Source organism: Flavobacterium sp. RHBU_3 (assembly GCF_046613565.1).
GTDB lineage: Bacteria > Bacteroidota > Bacteroidia > Flavobacteriales > Flavobacteriaceae > Flavobacterium.
Window position 1 is genome coordinate 351,648 of record NZ_JBKJHC010000001.1, and the last position, 16,380, is coordinate 368,027.

At 42.1% G+C, this 16,380-nt stretch carries 20 protein-coding genes; 2 read left to right on the forward strand and 18 right to left on the reverse strand.

Features of this window, described 5'->3' with window-relative positions:
- Window positions 1-72: 72 nt before the first annotated feature.
- Entirely contained in the window at window positions 73-1,140 is a 1,068-nt protein-coding gene (fbaA, locus tag ACLI1A_RS01610; protein ID WP_411405386.1) for a class II fructose-bisphosphate aldolase, read from the reverse strand.
- Window positions 1,141-1,190: 50 nt separating this feature from the next.
- On the reverse strand, window positions 1,191-3,749 hold the full coding sequence (locus ACLI1A_RS01615) for a POTRA domain-containing protein (RefSeq protein WP_411405388.1): 2,559 nt from the start codon (window positions 3,747-3,749) through the stop codon (window positions 1,191-1,193).
- Window positions 3,750-3,788: 39 nt separating this feature from the next.
- Here ACLI1A_RS01615 and ACLI1A_RS01620 point away from each other — a divergent pair, with 39 nt between their 5' ends.
- On the forward strand, window positions 3,789-4,514 hold the full coding sequence (locus tag ACLI1A_RS01620) for a TrmH family RNA methyltransferase (protein ID WP_411405390.1): 726 nt from the start codon (window positions 3,789-3,791) through the stop codon (window positions 4,512-4,514).
- Between the two features lie 222 nt (window positions 4,515-4,736).
- Here ACLI1A_RS01620 and ACLI1A_RS01625 read toward each other — a convergent pair whose 3' ends face one another.
- From ACLI1A_RS01625 to ACLI1A_RS01700, 16 genes are all read right to left on the reverse strand, one after another.
- Window positions 4,737-5,453 (reverse strand): porin family protein, encoded by a 717-nt coding sequence (locus ACLI1A_RS01625; protein ID WP_411405392.1) that lies wholly within the window; start codon window positions 5,451-5,453, stop codon window positions 4,737-4,739.
- Between the two features lies 1 nt (window position 5,454).
- Window positions 5,455-6,186, reverse strand: coding sequence for a bifunctional demethylmenaquinone methyltransferase/2-methoxy-6-polyprenyl-1,4-benzoquinol methylase UbiE (gene ubiE / locus ACLI1A_RS01630; protein WP_411405394.1), 732 nt, complete (start codon window positions 6,184-6,186; stop codon window positions 5,455-5,457).
- 38 nt (window positions 6,187-6,224) lie between these two features.
- Complete coding sequence (locus tag ACLI1A_RS01635) at window positions 6,225-6,791, reverse strand: hypothetical protein (protein ID WP_411405396.1); 567 nt, start codon at window positions 6,789-6,791, stop codon at window positions 6,225-6,227.
- Between the two features lie 28 nt (window positions 6,792-6,819).
- On the reverse strand, window positions 6,820-7,185 hold the full coding sequence (locus ACLI1A_RS01640; RefSeq protein WP_411405398.1) for a hypothetical protein: 366 nt from the start codon (window positions 7,183-7,185) through the stop codon (window positions 6,820-6,822).
- 85 nt (window positions 7,186-7,270) lie between these two features.
- On the reverse strand, window positions 7,271-7,912 hold the full coding sequence (locus ACLI1A_RS01645) for a hypothetical protein (RefSeq protein ID WP_411405400.1): 642 nt from the start codon (window positions 7,910-7,912) through the stop codon (window positions 7,271-7,273).
- 11 nt (window positions 7,913-7,923) lie between these two features.
- Entirely contained in the window at window positions 7,924-8,487 is a 564-nt protein-coding gene (locus ACLI1A_RS01650; RefSeq protein WP_411405402.1) for a hypothetical protein, read from the reverse strand.
- A 79-nt stretch (window positions 8,488-8,566) separates the two neighbouring features.
- Complete coding sequence (locus tag ACLI1A_RS01655) at window positions 8,567-9,025, reverse strand: DUF3368 domain-containing protein (protein ID WP_411405404.1); 459 nt, start codon at window positions 9,023-9,025, stop codon at window positions 8,567-8,569.
- Window positions 9,018-9,245: a UPF0175 family protein gene (locus tag ACLI1A_RS01660; RefSeq protein ID WP_411405406.1), complete on the reverse strand. Its 228-nt coding sequence runs from the start codon at window positions 9,243-9,245 to the stop codon at window positions 9,018-9,020. Before ACLI1A_RS01660 ends, ACLI1A_RS01655 begins: the two co-directional genes overlap by 8 nt.
- Before the next feature lie 22 nt (window positions 9,246-9,267).
- Entirely contained in the window at window positions 9,268-9,753 is a 486-nt protein-coding gene (locus ACLI1A_RS01665; RefSeq protein ID WP_411405408.1) for a dihydrofolate reductase, read from the reverse strand.
- Between the two features lie 3 nt (window positions 9,754-9,756).
- On the reverse strand, window positions 9,757-10,101 hold the full coding sequence (locus tag ACLI1A_RS01670; protein ID WP_411405410.1) for a 2TM domain-containing protein: 345 nt from the start codon (window positions 10,099-10,101) through the stop codon (window positions 9,757-9,759).
- Window positions 10,102-10,174: 73 nt separating this feature from the next.
- Window positions 10,175-10,999 carry a thymidylate synthase gene (locus ACLI1A_RS01675; RefSeq protein WP_411405412.1) on the reverse strand — a complete coding sequence of 275 codons (825 nt, stop codon included), beginning with the start codon at window positions 10,997-10,999 and terminating at the stop codon, window positions 10,175-10,177.
- A 222-nt stretch (window positions 11,000-11,221) separates the two neighbouring features.
- On the reverse strand, window positions 11,222-11,839 hold the full coding sequence (locus tag ACLI1A_RS01680; RefSeq protein WP_411405414.1) for a bifunctional nuclease domain-containing protein: 618 nt from the start codon (window positions 11,837-11,839) through the stop codon (window positions 11,222-11,224).
- A 93-nt stretch (window positions 11,840-11,932) separates the two neighbouring features.
- Window positions 11,933-12,901 (reverse strand): electron transfer flavoprotein subunit alpha/FixB family protein, encoded by a 969-nt coding sequence (locus ACLI1A_RS01685; protein ID WP_411405416.1) that lies wholly within the window; start codon window positions 12,899-12,901, stop codon window positions 11,933-11,935.
- A 113-nt stretch (window positions 12,902-13,014) separates the two neighbouring features.
- Window positions 13,015-13,761, reverse strand: a complete 747-nt coding sequence (locus tag ACLI1A_RS01690) for an electron transfer flavoprotein subunit beta/FixA family protein (RefSeq protein WP_411405418.1) — start codon at window positions 13,759-13,761, stop codon at window positions 13,015-13,017.
- Between the two features lie 279 nt (window positions 13,762-14,040).
- Window positions 14,041-14,463 (reverse strand): hypothetical protein, encoded by a 423-nt coding sequence (locus tag ACLI1A_RS01695; RefSeq protein ID WP_411405420.1) that lies wholly within the window; start codon window positions 14,461-14,463, stop codon window positions 14,041-14,043.
- Window positions 14,464-14,520: 57 nt separating this feature from the next.
- Window positions 14,521-15,180, reverse strand: coding sequence for a GLPGLI family protein (locus ACLI1A_RS01700; protein ID WP_411405422.1), 660 nt, complete (start codon window positions 15,178-15,180; stop codon window positions 14,521-14,523).
- Window positions 15,181-15,347: 167 nt separating this feature from the next.
- Between ACLI1A_RS01700 and ACLI1A_RS01705 the strand changes: the two genes are divergently transcribed.
- On the forward strand, window positions 15,348-16,325 hold the full coding sequence (locus ACLI1A_RS01705; RefSeq protein ID WP_411405424.1) for a pyruvate dehydrogenase complex E1 component subunit beta: 978 nt from the start codon (window positions 15,348-15,350) through the stop codon (window positions 16,323-16,325).
- Window positions 16,326-16,380: the final 55 nt, after the last annotated feature.

The following is a 16,380-nucleotide window of genomic DNA, read 5'->3' on the forward strand; positions in this document are numbered from 1 at the left end:
TGGTTGTTGGTTGCTGGTTGCTGGTTGTTGGCAAAAACCAAAAACTAACAACTAACAACCAACAACAGGTAACTAAAGTGTATTTACGTTGTTAAGGTCGGCGAAAGCCTGCTCAAGCCTTGTATTAAAGGTAACTTCACCTTCACGAAGCCACTTACGTGGGTCGTAGTGCTTTTTGTTTGGAGACTCAGGTCCGTCCGGGCTGCCTATCTGTGTTTTAAGGTAGTCTATTTTGCCTACCATATAATCACGGATACCTTCGGTAAAGGCAAACTGAAGGTCTGTATCAATGTTCATTTTTATTACACCGTAAGAAATAGCTTCCCTGATTTCTTCAAGAGATGAACCAGAACCACCGTGGAATACAAAGTCTACCGGGTTTGGCTCAGTACCAAATTTCTCCTGTACGTAAGTTTGAGAATCACGAAGGATGGTAGGTGTAAGTTTTACGTTACCCGGCTTGTATACACCGTGTACGTTACCAAAAGCAGCAGCTACAGTAAACTTAGGCGAAATTTTGCTAAGCTCTTCGTATACGTGGCTTACTTCTTCCGGCTGGGTGTAAAGTTTAGAAGTATCTACGTGGCTGTTGTCCACACCGTCTTCTTCACCACCTGTAATACCAAGCTCTATTTCAAGGGTCATGCCCATTTTTGCCATCCTTTCAAGGTACTTGGCAGAAATTTCGATGTTTTCTTCAAGAGGCTCCTCACTTAGGTCAAGCATGTGCGAGCTGAAAAGTGGTTTTCCTGTTTCAGCAAAGTGTTTTTCGCTGGCATCAAGAAGGCCGTCTACCCATGGTAGTAGGTTTTTGGCGCAGTGGTCTGTATGAAGGATTACGGTAGCACCATAAGCCTCAGCTAGTGTATGTACGTGTTTGGCACCTGCTATAGCTCCAAGGATAGAAGCCTGCTGGTCGTTATTGCTTAGGCCTTTACCTGCATTAAATGCAGCACCGCCGTTAGAGAACTGAATGATTACAGGGGCCTTTAGTTTGGCAGCTGTTTCTAGTACACCGTTTATAGTGTCAGAACCTGTTACGTTTACTGCCGGTAGGGCAAAGCCTTTTTCTTTGGCCAGTTTAAAGATCTCCTGAACCTGGTCTCCGGTAGCAACACCGGGCTTAATGTTGTGAGCCATCAGTTATTGGGTTTTTAAAATTTATTTTGACAAAAATAGCACTTTTCACATTAGAACGGATAATTAATACCAACATTTAAAACCGACTTGCTGAAATTATATCCTTTAAACCAGCGTGTGCCCTCCAGTCTGCCCGGATCGTAGGTTTTAAACCCGAGGTCAAAGCGCAGTACAAAAAAGTTAAAATCATACCGGAAACCGGTTCCGGTACCAAAGGCAAGGTCGCGCAGCGATTTTATGCCGTTAAAGGTGTACTGAGGGTCGGTCTCGGCATCAAATATGTTCCAAATGTTCCCTACGTCGCCAAATACAGCTCCGTACAGCTGCCCGAAAATATTGTAACGCAGCTCGGTGCTAAACGCCATTTTCATGTTGGCTTCGTTAAAGTCGTTTTTACTGCCGCTGCTGCCCGGCCCCAGGCCGTAGCTTTGCCATGCACGGTTGTCGTTACTACCACCGGCAAAATAACTTCGGGTAAACGGTATAGAGTTAGAGTTGCCGTAAGGTACTGCCAACCCAAAAAAGGCGCGCATGGCCAGTACCCGTTTGTGGCTAAGGTCCCAGTGCTTTATATAATCCAGCTCACCTTTTATGTATTGTGAGTACTGCACATCAAAAATAGTACGCGAACCCTCTGCTACACCCTTGTTTTCGGTCATTGTAGGGCTTAAAAGGTTTAGTAAACCACCGGCGCTTTCCAGCTTGCCTTTAATAATAAAAAAGTCGTTGTCGGTAAGGTTCTCCTGAGTGTTTTTTGTGTAAGTAAAATTACTGCTCCATATCAGGTTGTTTTCGGTAAGCCTGCCGCGGCGCTCTTCCAGGCGTTCTATTTCATCTACATCACTCTGGCTCATACTTACTCCGGTTGTACCATCCTGCACGTCGTTTATAAACTGGTTTATACCGCCCTCGTCTATAGTAAGGTTGTGGTCTTCGTTAAAGTACGAATCAGACAGGCCGGGGTAGGAGTTGGCTATGTCGTTAATACGGTTGTATGATGACTGGTATACATTAAAGTAATTGTCTGCGTTTACGTTTCTTACGTATTGCAGGTTCAGTAAGTCCAGCTTGGCGGTATGGTTTCGCTTAGGTGTCCAGTTGTAGCTTAAAATACCGCTAAGGTTTTCCTTGTCAAGCCCTATGTTTTTTTGCCTGCCCACACCTACGCTTAACAGGGTGCTGGGTATCATTTCCTTTAAAATTACTTTGTTGGTATTTAGTGGGAACCATACGCGCGGAATGGTCAGCTTGGCATCAGCACCATATTCCAGGATGTTAAAGAATGCGCGATCTTTTATAGCCATATCGCGCGATGAACCCATGTTACCCCGTGCGCTGATGTTCAGGGTTTCGGCACCACGGAAAATATTCCGTATGGTAACCCCCATACTTCCTTGTATACCAAAATCCTGGATGTTACTATGGTTAAAGTCGGCCGCCATATTAAAGCGGAAATTGTCTTTAGGGTTTAGCTTAATAGTAGCTATGAGCGATTCTCCGGTTACATCCGAAGGGTCTTCTATGTATTCTATACCCGGAAACGAGAAAATACTTAGTCTACTTAGGTATCTTGATGTATAGCTTCGGCGAAATGCCGAATAGGTGCTGCCCGGAGTTATAAAAATAGGGTCAGTAAGGGCGCGGGGTTTGTAGCGCAGCCTCCCGTTAGTGTATATGGTAAAGCCGTTATAGTTAGTGGTGTCTATGGCAGCCTCGGGTTCATACGGGTTGTTTACGTATATTTTTACCTTGCTTATTTTGTATATTTTAAAAGGGCGTGTGTAGGTAGAGTCGCCCTGGCGTACCTGTTCGTTGTCTATAATTACATCAACATTGGCCTTATGCCCGGTATTCAGTGTATCTACTACATATCGAATGTAGTTTTGCTCAAACTTCCAGGCGCCATTGTTTTTGTAGTAATTGGTTATACGTTCGCGTTCGGCTGTAAAGTCGGACTCCCTGTAGCGTTTACCTTTTTTAAGGGATGTTTCTTTTAATGATTTTTGGTACAAAGTATCCAGTGCCGGGGTAGCTATGTATGCGGCTATGGTATCTACTATATACGGTTTTCCGGTATCTACGGTGTAGTTTACTATGGCGCGGTTTGTAGAAACAGTGTCTATGGTGTAGTTTACTTTAGCACGGAAATACCCCTGCTTGTAGTAATAGGCATACAGTCTGTTTCGTGATTTTTTTACGTAGTTTTTGTCTATCAGTACTGGTGGTTCGCCTGTTTTTTTTAGGAAACTGCTTATACCCGATACCCCAAACGATTTACCCAGGCGGTTTACCTGCTTTTCGCTCAGCAGGCTGGTAAGAAACCTGTGCGTGCCCGGCTTGCGGTCCAGCCACGCGTGGTAAGACGAGTCGGCATTCGGGTTGGCCAGGTTATACATGTTCAGTCTCAGGTGGTAGCCCAGCAGGTTGCTGTTCTCTTGCTGGTACAGCTGCGCCAGGTGTTCCTCGTCGTTTTTCTTTTCTCCGTTTACGGTAATATTGTTTTCATCAAGCAGGTGTTTTCCCTGCGGAACCCTCTTGGTAAGGTCGCACGAAACAACAATCGCTGCCAGTAATGTAAATAGTGTTATTTTTGTCGCTATATTTCTCAAAACGGTACTGCCGAAACTAAAATCAAAAATACATTTTTTATGCTTAGCAAAAGCCAAATAAAGTTAATAACGGGTTTACATCAAAAAAAATACCGAAAAGAGCATAAATTGTTTTTTGCCGAAGGCATAAAGGTAGTGCAGGAACTGCTTAATTCGGGCTTCACGTTACATCATTTATATACCGAACCGGGTTATTTTAATAACATTCCCCATGCAAAATACACCGAGGTTACCGAAGCCGAGCTTAAAAAAGTTAGTGCGCTTACCACCGTGCAACATTGCCTTGCGCTTTTTGAGATACCGGAAGAGCCTATTGCTGCTGCTACAGGACTGATTGTGGCGCTTGATGATGTGCGCGATCCGGGCAACCTGGGGACCATAATCCGTCTGTGCGACTGGTTTGGCATAGAAACCCTTGTGTGTTCTGAGCAATGTGTAGACGTGTACAACCCTAAGGTGGTGCAGGCCACTATGGGTAGTATCTCGCGCGTTAATGTAGTGTATACTGATTTGGTAAAATATCTTGCCGATACTGCATTGCCGGTTTTCGGTACGTTTATGGACGGCGATACTATTTACAAGGAGACATTGCCTGCAGAGGGTGTTATTGTTTTGGGTAACGAAGCCAATGGTATTTCGGAAGCTGTAGAAAAACTTTGTACCCGACGCATAGCCATACCGCGTTTTGGTAACTTACAGCAAACTGAAAGCCTTAATGTAGCTACTGCTGCTGCTATTATACTAAGCGAATTCCGTAGGGGATAATTAGAAAATTTCTTCTTTTTCTTTGCTGTCGTGTATACGTAAGTCACTTTCTAGGCTTGTTTAGCTTTCCGAAGGAAAGCCTCTGTGCCTTTGTTGCAGGTAATTAATGTGATTTGTGACTTTTGTGAAAAACTTTGTGAACCTTGTGGTAAAAAATGTCGCAAAGACGCTAAGCCGCCAAGATGTATCTATCTCATATTTTCCTTTGACAGGGGAGGGCTTTTAGTGGAATGTAAAGTTTACAAACACACCACGGGTTTTCATGCTTGCTACGTTTCCGGTATACGGACTGTTAGGGTCGTTGTCGCGGATAAGCTCATCATCAAAACTAAATACCCCACGTATAGAAGGCGAAAACTTAAAGTATTCAAAGTAAATATCGATACCGGCGCCTACCTCCCAGTTGTTGGTCCAGGTTTTCATCCTGAAGTTGGCCCCCGTCATGTTATCGTCTTTTGCTTTTTCGTGCGCGTCAAAGTTTAGCGTACGCGAAACGCCAGCTAATAAATAGGGCTTAATGTTTCCGGTACGTTTAGACGAAAACTTCAGCAACAACGGAAAGTGTATGTACGTACTTTTTACTTCACGCAGTTTATCCCATTCTTCTACAAGAGTAGGGTCGGTAAAGCGTAGGTTGCGTTGGGTATAGGCAAGTCCGGGTTCAAACCTCAGGTCCAGGTATTCAAAAATACGCAGGTTGCCCACCAGCCCCACATTAAAGCCTGTGGTGCTTACCACTTCTATATCAGTAGCAGGTGGTGTTTTGTAGTCTATTTTAAAGTCGTAGCTGTTAAAACCAAGGTAATAACCCCAGTGTACACGCTGCTTGTCAAAGTTTTCCAGGTTAATAATAGGATCCCTGCCAAAGATGCGGGTGCCCAGCTGTGCATGGGCAAATAAGCCTGCAAAAAGCAGTATGTAGACTAAAAATTTCTTCATTTTATTGTTTTGAAGCCGTATAAATGGTAGCCACGCCCATGGTTTGTGGCATGTGCTTCACCTCTATAAACCCAATTTTGCGCAAAATATTGTTTAGCTGTTCGCCAAAAGGAAATACCGAAGCCGATTCGCCCAGGTAAGAGTATGCGCTTCCTTCTTTGCTAAACAGCCTGCCTATAAGCGGCAGCAATACTTTTGTGTGGAATTTATATCCCTGTTTAAACGGAAATTTGGTTGGTACCGATGTTTCCAGTATTACAAATATACCTCCCGGTTTTAAAACACGCAATATTTCGGCAAGGCCTTTTTCCAGTGTTTCAAAATTACGGATGCCAAAGGCTACGGTTATGGCATCAAAAGTCCCATCCGGGAAAGGCAGGTTTTCGCTGTCGCCATATCGTAGTGTTATGCGGTCGCTAAGGCCTTTTTCGGCTACTTTCTTGCGGCCTACTTCCATCATGCCTTCGCTTATATCGGCGCCTATAATTTTAGGGGCTTTTGTTTCGGCCATTAGTATTGCAAGGTCGCCCGTGCCGGTAGCTATGTCCAGTATGGTTTGCGGGTTTTTATCGGAAACCAGTTTCAGGACTTTTTTGCGCCACTGAATGTCTATCCCAAACGATATTACACGGTTTAGCCCGTCGTAATTACCGCTTATGTTGTCAAACATTTGTGCTACCTGCTCTTTTTTTCCTAATTCGGAATCTTTATATGGGGTTACTTGCTGAGCCATTTTATGAAATTTCGACCGCAAAGATACGGCAAGTTTTTTTAATACGATTCTGTAAATTCAGCCCTTACTCTATAATCATGATGATTCAGGTAGTGGTGTTTGTGTTTTTCAATGTACTCATCCGGAAAGTATAAAAATACGCTCACAGAATATTCCCATGTAAGAATCAGGCCGTCATGTGGGATATACAGAACCTGTACCAACGCTTTTATGAAGTCTTCTTTTTCTGTGTCAATTATTGTATCTGTAAAAGATGGATTGTGAAAGAAAAAATCTATAAAAAGTTCTAAATTCTTTATAGCGCCCAGTTCAAATTTTGTTGCTGTTTTTTGTGTGTCCGAAAAATATTGTTTTATAAACGCACAGAAAATTAAGGAGAGCTCGCGAAATATACGTGTTTCACTTGACGCGTCAATTGGGTTGAATTGATATAATATTACCAGTAAGTCAATGTTTTCTAATAGCTGTTTATTACTGTAATTCTGATTTAGTCGCCCTAAGATATCTTCTATTAAGGTAATGGTATCTCCTTGTAAAAAGCTTTTACAGGAATAAAGGTTGCAGTTTGCTTTGAATTCAAGAAGTAAATTGTCCAAGTTTTTCATGTGCCGTCTATAAAATAAGGATTAGAGTTTAATCATCATCAATCACAGGCTCTATATACTCCATAACAAACACCTGGTAGTGAAAATGCGACTCAAGCGGGCGGGCATGGTTGCCCTGTTTAAGCAACAGCAGCAGTTTGTTCTTAAATTCCTCCGAGTTTTGGTTGCCTTCATCCGTGTCGGCCCCAACCGATGCATAGCTGATAAACCTGTCCGGGTGGTTCAGTTTTTCGTGCATTTCGCTGCTAAGTACAAACCCTCCTTCGTACATAAGTACAATATCGTTAGTAGTGGTGTGTTGTGCAGCGGTAAAAAAAGCATCGGGTACATAGCCGTTGTGGGCTTTTAGTTCTTTGTCTCCGGGTATGCGAAACAAGGCTTTATAATGTGGCATTTTTCCTAAAAATTTCTGTACAGCAATTTAGCGATTATGCACAGAGCAGGAAAGCGTTTTTTATTGAAAATGCTTATAGTGGTATTTAGCTGACCCATTTGTTTAAGATAGTTGTCAGGGTCCAGGTGTTATTTTCTTTTCGAAAAACATAATAGCCGCCATGGGCGCAAAGCATTCCGCAACTATAAGAATATCTCAATACAACTGTTTGTTTATCTTTCGAGAACAAAGGCATTGAAAGGGAGCAAAAAGAGCCAAATTGCTTCCTGATATTATGCCAATAGTCTTTGTTTCCTTCATTGATATCGCAAGTTTCTGGGATGATTATGTTTTTGTCTGTCTTTAGTTTTAGTTTATTTATTTTAAACTGGGTGCTGTATAACGATTGTTTGTAAATGTATTCACGGTCTTCTGCTGTAAACACTTTCGCAGTGCGCAGTATATAGTTGGCTTCGGCTTTATCTATAAATATAAATATATGATTTTGTCCTATTATGGTATTGCACAACCTAAGGTTTAAAGTGTCTGTAGTAATTGCAGCATTCAGGAAGTCGTAAATAGTGTTGTCATCTACAAGCTGCTTTGCGCTATGATGTATTCCTCCGGTAACTATTGGTTGTCCTTCTTTTGGTGGGGGAGGCGTTGTAGTGAAAACACTAACTGTTTCTGTGTTTTCACAGGAATATAATGAAGTAAGTGAGATTAATAGTATTATAAAATGTTTCATGGTTACTGCTTTTATAATATTACATTTGGATAATCCTGAACAACAATTTTAAAATTAGGGGCTTCGGGTTTGTAGCCCACTCTGGTTTTTAGATAATTTATATCAATTATACTGTCAATTCTCTTTTTTGTAGCTATTGTGTCAATGTTTTTGTTTTGTTGTTTAATGTGAGCTAAGTAATTCTTTTTGTAATAAGGTAAGTAAGTCTCGTATTCAGGAAAATACCTGTAGCTTATATAAATGCAGGCTTCCTTGTTTTCATTTACTACAAAATCAGCGGTGTTATCAATGGTTTTTTCCAGGTTGTGTATTCTGATAGTATGCTTACCCTCGTAAAGATTAATGGACTGATCTTTTATTTCTGAAATTTTACTAAAGCTGCAAATGGTTTTCCCATCAATTACAACTACTAAAGATGTGAGTGGATTTAAGGGGCCAACGATGGAATTCCGGAAAAAAAGGTGTGCATTTTTTATTTCAGGTCTTGGTTGGGTAATTATTAAATACCCTGAAATAGCTAAACTCAATACCGCTATGGTGGCAAGGATAGCAAGGTTTAAGCTTTTTCTTTTCATAGTGTAAAACGGTTGGCTACACCAAGATAACGAAAAAACGGGTTGGTTAAGTGTGTAGCAGTGTAGAAGGCTTTCTTAATCAAATTTCACCGGCTTCTTTTAGTGCTAATTGCTCTAACTCATTGGAAAGTCTGAAATCGGTTGTTTTAATATCGTTTAATATTGGTTTGATTGTAGTGATAATCCCCACTTTCTTGCATTTTACAATTATGCCTATTGTGCCTGTGATTTTCAGGTTCAGCTGGGTAGCTATTTTACGAGCTTTGTAATCGTCAAGTATAAGTGTGCTTTCGGGCACTTGTAGTGCTAATGCTATGGCACTAGATTCGCCTTTGTCTATTTGTAACTCCAGTATTTGCTGACGGAGTTTATCAGTTACTTCTTCTATATTAATCCATTCAGGAAGCGGCTCGCCAAATTCACCTGCGATTTCAGGTGTTGTTGTTATTTCGCCGTAAAGTTTATGAAGTAGATTGAGTTGGTTTATCTTAGAGAGTATGATAAGGCAACTCGTGTCAGAGATAATGGTTTTAAGCATTAGCTATGTCACTTGATAAATCCGTTGCAGGAGCATTGAATATGGAAACATTATATTTTCCAAGTAGCTCGGCAAAAGCGCGTTTAGTAAGCCCTGCAAGTTGCGCAGCTTGTCCTAATGAAAGCTTGCCCTGCTCATACATTTTTGATGCAGCAGATATAATAAACTCGTTGTTGTCTATATCTAGATTGTCGGGTATGTTGAGCGTCAGCGTTTTCATAGAATCAAATATACAAATAATTTTACTTCCTCACCCACGTTTCAAATACAAACTCCAGCTTGTGCTTTTCGTCTATGTCATGGAAAACGCTTTCCGTAAGCGTCCATTCGTTTTTGTCAATTTCCGGGAAAAAAGCATCGGCTTCCACCTCTGTGCGCACACGGGTAAGCTCTATTTTGTGGGCTTTGCTAATGCTTTGGTTGTAAATTTCGCCACCGCCTATTACAAATACCTCTTCATCCTTAGGGCAGGCAGCAAGGGCTTCATCCAGGCTGTGTACAATAATGCAACCTTCATACGTATAATCGGGCTGACGGGTAATAGCCACATTGGTGCGGTTTGGCAGCGGGCCGTTCATGCTTTCCAGGGTTTTGCGCCCCATAATAATATGGTGGCCTGTGGTAAGTTTTTTAAAACGCTTAAAATCATCGGGCAGGTGCCATATCATACGGTTGTCTTTGCCCAGGGCATTATTTTCGGCAGCGGCTGCTATAAGGGTAATCGTCATAATTTACTGTGGGGTAGAAGATGGGTTTTCTTTGTCCAGCTTTTTTTGAAGTTCTTCTATGCGTCTTTCCTGGCGGGCTACCAGTTTTTCTATCTGCTCGCGCTCCCAGGTTTTGTTTATAAACGTTTCGGTAACAAATATTTTTATAAAGTGCAGTATAAATACAAATGCCCAGGCGGTAATGCCCCATAGGTACCAGTCATATTCTGGGTATACTTCCAGCCAGCGGTTTATAATGTATAAAAATATACTGCCCACAAAGAAAAATACAAAATGCAGGTATACCCATTTTTTCTGTTTTACGCGTTTGCGGGCATATTCGTATAATTCGTGCGGTGTGTTTTCCATTTTCTCAAAATCTTCGACTAAAGATAAGGAAAATACTAAATATAGATGTTATAAAAATTGTAAAGCCCTTGCATTACACCGCTACAACCCCCTTAATGTGCGGGTGCGGGTCGTAACCGGTAAGGGTAAAGTCTTCAAACGTAAAATCAAAGATGTTTTTCACCTCAGGGTTCAGTACCATTTTAGGTAACGGACGCGGTTCGCGGGTAAGCTGTAGTTCCAGCTGTTCTATATGGTTGTTGTATATGTGCGCATCGCCAAAGGTATGTACAAAATCACCTGCCTCCAGGCCGCATACCTGTGCTATCATCATGGTAAGCAAGGCATACGAAGCAATATTAAACGGTACCCCAAGGAAAATGTCGGCGCTCCTTTGGTACAGTTGGCAACTCAGTTTACCGTCGGCAACATAAAACTGGAAGAACGCATGGCATGGAGGCAACGCCACTTTACCATTGGCAACATTCTCCCCAAACGATTTTCCGCCCTCAGGTAGTACGCGTGGGTTCCAGGCGGTAACCAGCATGCGGCGGCTGTTCGGGTTGTTTTTCAGGGTGTCTATCAGTTCGGTAATCTGGTCAATGTCCTGTCCGTCCCAGTTGCGCCATTGCGCACCGTATACGGGGCCCAGGTTGCCATCTTCATCGGCCCATTCGTCCCAAATGCGTACCCCGTTTTCATTAAGGTAATTAATGTTGGTGTCGCCTTTAAGGAACCAAAGCAGTTCGTGTATAATAGACTTTAGGTGCAGCTTCTTGGTAGTTACAAGCGGAAAGCCTTCGCTAAGGTCAAAACGCATCTGGTAGCCAAAAACGCTGATGGTTCCGGTTCCGGTACGGTCGCCTTTTTGGTTTCCATTCTCCATTACATGCTTCACAAGGTCTAAGTACTGCTTCATTTTTCAGGTTAATTTGTGTATTCGTGTATTCGTTAATTCGGGTCTTTAAAAATTTCAAATTACCGTTACAAAGTAATAAAATTATGCGCAACCAAAAATAGTAGTGCAAATAGTTTTATGCGCCAAGTTATCCACATAAAAAAACAGCCCGAAAGCTGTTTATGTATTATAGGGTATGAGTGAAGCTCAATTGATACATTGCTACATTTTCAAATTAAAGGATTAACTTTCCCTTTTTGATATTTCGTCACGAATCTTAGCAGCTTTCTCATAGTCTTCATTTTGCACTGCGCTATCCAGTTGCTCGTACAATTCCTGAACGGTATATTGGCTAAGGCCTTCGGTAGGGGCAGGGTTTTCTGCCTCACCAAAAGTTTCGGGTGTAGAAAGCACATCGTCGTGGGCTTCTTCACCTTGCTCCGGATTTATTTTAAGGTAAATACCGGCTTTGTCCAGTATGTTCTTGTATGTAAATATAGGTGCTGCAAAACGTAGTGCCAGGGCTATGGCATCGCTGGTGCGGGCATCGATAATCTCCTCTATGCCATCGCGTTCGCATATAATGCTGCTAAAGAATACGCCGTCTACCAGTTTATGGATAATCACCTGTTTTACAACAATATCAAAGCGGTCGGCGAAGTTTTTAAACAGGTCGTGGGTTAGCGGCCTCGGAGGTTTTATTTCTTTTTCAAGGGCAATAGCAATCGACTGGGCCTCAAAGGCGCCAATAACAATAGGCAGTTTGCGTTCACCATCTACTTCATTTAATATCAGGGCGTAAGCGCCATTTTGGGTTTGGCTGTACGAAATACCCTTAATAGTCAGTTTTACTAAGCTCATCTTGGTTTTTTAAACAAAAAAATAGGCTATCGGGCAAAGATAAAAACTATCCTGTACCTGATAGCCCATTTAGGGGCACAAGTTAAAATAAAATTATGAGTTTTGTGCCTTGAACGCTTTTATTTTTTCTGTAAGCTTAGGTACTACATCAAAGGCATCGCCTACCACTCCGTAGTCGGCAACCTTAAAGAACGGAGCCTCAGGGTCTGTGTTTATAACCACTTTTACCTTACTGCTGTTTATACCGGCTATGTGCTGTATAGCACCCGAAATACCTACTGCTATATATAGGTTACTGGCTACCGGCTTACCGGTTTGGCCCACGTGCTCGCTATGAGGCCTCCACCCCAGGTCGCTTACCGGCTTAGAACACGCTGTAGCGGCACCCAGTGCAGCGGCAAGGTCTTCTATAATACCCCAGTTTTCAGGGCCTTTTAGTCCGCGGCCACCCGATACTACAATCTCGGCATCGGCTATGGTTACTTTTCCGCTTACTTTTTCAGATGATTCTACTTTTACGGTAAAGTCGCCATCGTTTAATGATGGTTCAAAGCCTTCTTCTGTTAATGAAGCCCCCGACTCAATTAAACCGAATGAGTTTTTGGCTACAGCCAAAACTTTTACATCAGTGCTAATTTCGGTAATGTTAAATGCCTTGTTAGAGAAAGCATTCCTTTTTACCTGGAATGGCGACAGGCTTACCGGAAGCGCTACCACGTTGCTGGCAAAACCGGCCTCAAGGCCTACAGCTACAAGTGGCGCCACGTAAAGGCTGTCAGTATTACTTGAGAAAAGCACAATTTTTGCGCTCTCTTTTTGTGCAGCCTGTTTTACTACATCGGCATACGCTTTTGCGTTAAATGCTTTCAGTTTGTCGCTGGTTACTTTCAGTACTTTATCTACACCGTATTTGGCAAGATCCTGACTGTCGTTTGCGTTAATAGTAACTGCGGTAACGGTTGTTCCGGTTTCACCGGCTATTTTTTTAGCGTAAGAAGCAAGCTCAAACGCGGTCTTTTTAAATTTTCCTTCGGCCGATTCGGCATATATAAGTATTGACATCTTTCTTTATTGTTAATTTGTTTATTTGAGGATTCGTTTATTTGTATTGCTGTGGGTTTGTTTTGGGTTTTTTACCAGATTGACAAATCCACGAATTAACAAATCCACTTAAATTAAATTACCTTAGCTTCAGTATGCAGTAGGTTCACCAGTTCGTCAAGGTTGTCCGGGCTTATCAGTTTCACGGCCGATTTAGGTGCGGGTTTTTCAAATTTAACCGCTTTGGTTTTAGCGTCGGCGCCTACCGGTTCCAGTATGGTAAGGGCTTTTGTACGGGCTGCCATAATACCGCGCATGTTTGGTATTTTTAAGTCTTTTTCCTCTACAAGGCCTTTTTGTCCTGCTATTACAAGCGGAAGTTTAGCGCTCAGGGTTTCTTTACCGCCGTCTATTTCGCGTACTGCTTTTACATCCGTTCCGGTAACGTCAAGGTTAATACATCCGTTTACAAAATCATAACCTAATAGTCCTGCAAGCATACCCGGTACCATACCGCCGTTGTAGTCAAGAGATTCTTTTCCTGCAATTACAAGATCGTAACCGCCATTCTTTACCACTTCAGCAAGTTGTTTTGCTACAAAGAAACCATCGGTAGGGGCAGCGTTTACACGTATAGCCTCGTCGGCACCTATAGCCAGGGCTTTGCGCAGTGTAGCTTCGGCATCAGTGCCGCCTACGTTTACTACGGTAACATTGGCTCCGGCCTGTTCTTTAAACCATATAGCGCGGGTAAGGCCAAACTCGTCGTTAGGGTTAATTACAAACTGAACGCCGTTAGTGTCGAACTCGCTGTCGCCGTTTGTAAAATTAATCTTTGCAGTAGTATCAGGCACGTGGCTGATGCAAACTAATATTTTCATTATGTATAGGAATTATAACGTTTGAAATTTTTTCGCTAAGACGAAGTTAGTAAAATAATCTGAATAAAAAACTATGCATGCATATTAAATGTGGATTTTTTAAAATTTATTTAAAATAATGGTAATGATGTAATTTTGTGTGGTTAATTTTGGGTTTTGTATGCGTACTTTTTAATGTTTTTGGAGTTTTGATAAAAAATGACCGATGCTGTAAAAAATATGAAGCTGCCTACAGTTGTATTGCGGCAGCTTCAAGGGTTTTAATATGGAAGGTAACTGTTATTCAGTGTCTGTGTCGGCAAAATATACCGTATCGGTATATGAAGTGCCATCGGTAGATTGTTTTATAGAAACCGTGTGGGCGGTAAGGTCGCTTACCTTAAACCACACCGACGATACTACCTGCCCGGTACCCGAAAGATTGTTTAGTTTTATAATGCCAGCATCTTCGTCTTGCCAGGTCCATTCGCCGTCTCCGGTAATCTCGTAGCCAAACATGTTTATCTTTTGGTGGTAGTCGCCGTTTTCGTCAAAATAAATGTCGGCTACATAATTATTCGTGTCGTACCACCATTTGTTGTACAGCAGGCTGGTGTTGCTGTTGTTTACTGGGCTGTCGTCGTCGCTGCTACAGCCGGTTAATGAAAGAGTGCTGGCAATAAACAGTACTGCCATTACACGAAGGTGTGTCAGGGTTTTCATGGTGTTAATAATTAGTGGTTAAAAATATGGTTGTTGTCGCCTTTATGTCGCCTGTATTTAAAACTGTTTTGTGGTGGTTTGTGCTACAGGTTCGGCTATTTCTGTAGATGTTTCCATTACGGCAATATTGCTGGCTTCAATTTCGTATAAATCATCCAGGCTCGCTTTTAGTATTAGTCCCGGTAGTCCCGAAAAACGTGCCGGGCCGTCATTTGCCTTAAGGTCTTTGGCAAACCAGGCAGTTACGGTATGCCCGCTCAGTGTACCGGTAGCCTTAATGCATTTATATCCTGCTATGGTAGCTTTTTCTTTGGTGATTTTCCAGTTGTAGTTTATTAGTTCTCCTACGTGGCTTTCCAGTTTATCGTTTACAATCCACTCTATGCGATAGAGGTTTTTTTCGGCATCCTTAAAATGTATTTCTGTAGTAGGGGCTACTACCGTGTATTTTTTGGCAGGATCGCTTGATTTGCTAAAACCTCCATCATCTGTCATTGTGGTTAACGATTTACCGCTGCTGTAAATGTACTTGTAAATTGTAGGGGGCTGTGTTGATTTGTCTTTGTACGAATCCTTTTCATCCATTTCTCCTGTAAAAACAGCATCTACCTGGTTTTTCAGGTGTGTAGTAGTGTAAGTAGCTGTAATAGTTTGTGCACGTAACTGCGCAGGGAGTACCGCTGCAAAAAGCAGGGCGGCAATAAAAAGTCTTTTCATTGTTTTGTGGTTTGTGTAAATAACTGGTTTGTTGTAACAACGTAAAGTTATGGAAATAATTGTCGTGAAGCGCAATATTTGATACATATTGCTACATAAAAATAGTTCAAAATAATTTTTAATGTTTATTTTTGCGACACATTTTTAACCACGCGAAAATTTTTCACATGAGAACAATACAATTCAGGGAGGCAATTGCTGAAGCGATGAGCGAAGAAATGCGCCGCGACGAAGCTATTTACTTAATGGGTGAGGAAGTTGCCGAATACAACGGTGCTTACAAGGCTTCTAAAGGTATGCTTGACGAGTTTGGCCCTAAGAGGGTTATAGATACACCGATTGCTGAGCTTGGTTTTGCCGGTATAGCAGTAGGTAGTGCTATGAACGGTAACAGGCCTATCGTAGAATTCATGACCTTCAACTTTGCCCTTGTAGGTATTGACCAGATAATAAACAACGCTGCAAAAATACGCCAAATGAGCGCAGGCCAGTTTAACTGTCCTATCGTGTTCCGTGGGCCTACAGCTTCTGCCGGCCAGCTTGCTGCTACACACAGCCAGGCTTTTGAAAACTGGTATGCTAACACTCCGGGTCTTAAAGTAGTAGTTCCTTCAAACGTATACGACGCAAAAGGTCTTCTTAAATCAGCCATCCGCGATAACGACCCTGTAATATTTATGGAGTCTGAGCAAATGTATGGCGATAAAGGTGAGGTGCCTGAAGGAGAGTACACTATTCCACTGGGTGTAGCCGATATTAAGCGCGAAGGTACAGATGTTACTGTAGTGTCTTTCGGTAAAATCATCAAAGAAGCTTACATTGCTGCCGAAGAGCTTGCTAAAGAAGGCATCAGCATAGAAATCATCGACCTGCGTACCATTCGTCCTATGGATCATGAAACTATCCTTACTTCGGTTAAGAAAACAAACAGGCTTGTTATCCTTGAAGAAGCTTGGCCATTTGGTTCAATATCTTCAGAGATCACTTATATTGTTCAGGAGCGTGCATTTGATTACCTTGATGCACCTATACAACGTATTACTACTGCCGATACTCCTGCACCATACTCTCCGGTACTGCTTAAAGAATGGTTACCTAATGCAGGCGACCTTGTAAAAGCGGTTAAGAAAGTTATGTATAAATAGTTAGGTAGGTGATTTGTTAATCTGTTGATTTGATCGTTTGAAAAAGTACAAGGAT

What these genes read in the sequence shown, in the direction of transcription:
- ACLI1A_RS01675 (WP_411405412.1), bottom strand. Translation starts at nt 10,999, where the DNA reads ATGAAGCAGTACTTAGACCTTGTGAAGCATGTAATGGAGAATGGAAAC.
- ACLI1A_RS01695 (WP_411405420.1), bottom strand. Translation starts at nt 14,463, where the DNA reads ATGAAAACCCTGACACACCTTCGTGTAATGGCAGTACTGTTTATTGCC.
- ACLI1A_RS01645 (WP_411405400.1), bottom strand. Translation starts at nt 7,912, where the DNA reads ATGAAACATTTTATAATACTATTAATCTCACTTACTTCATTATATTCC.
- fbaA (WP_411405386.1), bottom strand. Translation starts at nt 1,140, where the DNA reads ATGGCTCACAACATTAAGCCCGGTGTTGCTACCGGAGACCAGGTTCAG.
- ubiE (WP_411405394.1), bottom strand. Translation starts at nt 6,186, where the DNA reads ATGGCTCAGCAAGTAACCCCATATAAAGATTCCGAATTAGGAAAAAAA.
- ACLI1A_RS01650 (WP_411405402.1), bottom strand. Translation starts at nt 8,487, where the DNA reads ATGAAAAGAAAAAGCTTAAACCTTGCTATCCTTGCCACCATAGCGGTA.
- ACLI1A_RS01685 (WP_411405416.1), bottom strand. Translation starts at nt 12,901, where the DNA reads ATGTCAATACTTATATATGCCGAATCGGCCGAAGGAAAATTTAAAAAG.
- ACLI1A_RS01690 (WP_411405418.1), bottom strand. Translation starts at nt 13,761, where the DNA reads ATGAAAATATTAGTTTGCATCAGCCACGTGCCTGATACTACTGCAAAG.
- ACLI1A_RS01640 (WP_411405398.1), bottom strand. Translation starts at nt 7,185, where the DNA reads ATGCCACATTATAAAGCCTTGTTTCGCATACCCGGAGACAAAGAACTA.
- ACLI1A_RS01680 (WP_411405414.1), bottom strand. Translation starts at nt 11,839, where the DNA reads ATGAGCTTAGTAAAACTGACTATTAAGGGTATTTCGTACAGCCAAACC.
- ACLI1A_RS01665 (WP_411405408.1), bottom strand. Translation starts at nt 9,753, where the DNA reads ATGACGATTACCCTTATAGCAGCCGCTGCCGAAAATAATGCCCTGGGC.
- ACLI1A_RS01625 (WP_411405392.1), bottom strand. Translation starts at nt 5,453, where the DNA reads ATGAAGAAATTTTTAGTCTACATACTGCTTTTTGCAGGCTTATTTGCC.
- ACLI1A_RS01660 (WP_411405406.1), bottom strand. Translation starts at nt 9,245, where the DNA reads ATGAAAACGCTGACGCTCAACATACCCGACAATCTAGATATAGACAAC.
- ACLI1A_RS01635 (WP_411405396.1), bottom strand. Translation starts at nt 6,791, where the DNA reads ATGAAAAACTTGGACAATTTACTTCTTGAATTCAAAGCAAACTGCAAC.
- ACLI1A_RS01705 (WP_411405424.1), top strand. Translation starts at nt 15,348, where the DNA reads ATGAGAACAATACAATTCAGGGAGGCAATTGCTGAAGCGATGAGCGAA.
- ACLI1A_RS01655 (WP_411405404.1), bottom strand. Translation starts at nt 9,025, where the DNA reads ATGCTTAAAACCATTATCTCTGACACGAGTTGCCTTATCATACTCTCT.
- ACLI1A_RS01670 (WP_411405410.1), bottom strand. Translation starts at nt 10,101, where the DNA reads ATGGAAAACACACCGCACGAATTATACGAATATGCCCGCAAACGCGTA.
- ACLI1A_RS01620 (WP_411405390.1), top strand. Translation starts at nt 3,789, where the DNA reads ATGCTTAGCAAAAGCCAAATAAAGTTAATAACGGGTTTACATCAAAAA.
- ACLI1A_RS01700 (WP_411405422.1), bottom strand. Translation starts at nt 15,180, where the DNA reads ATGAAAAGACTTTTTATTGCCGCCCTGCTTTTTGCAGCGGTACTCCCT.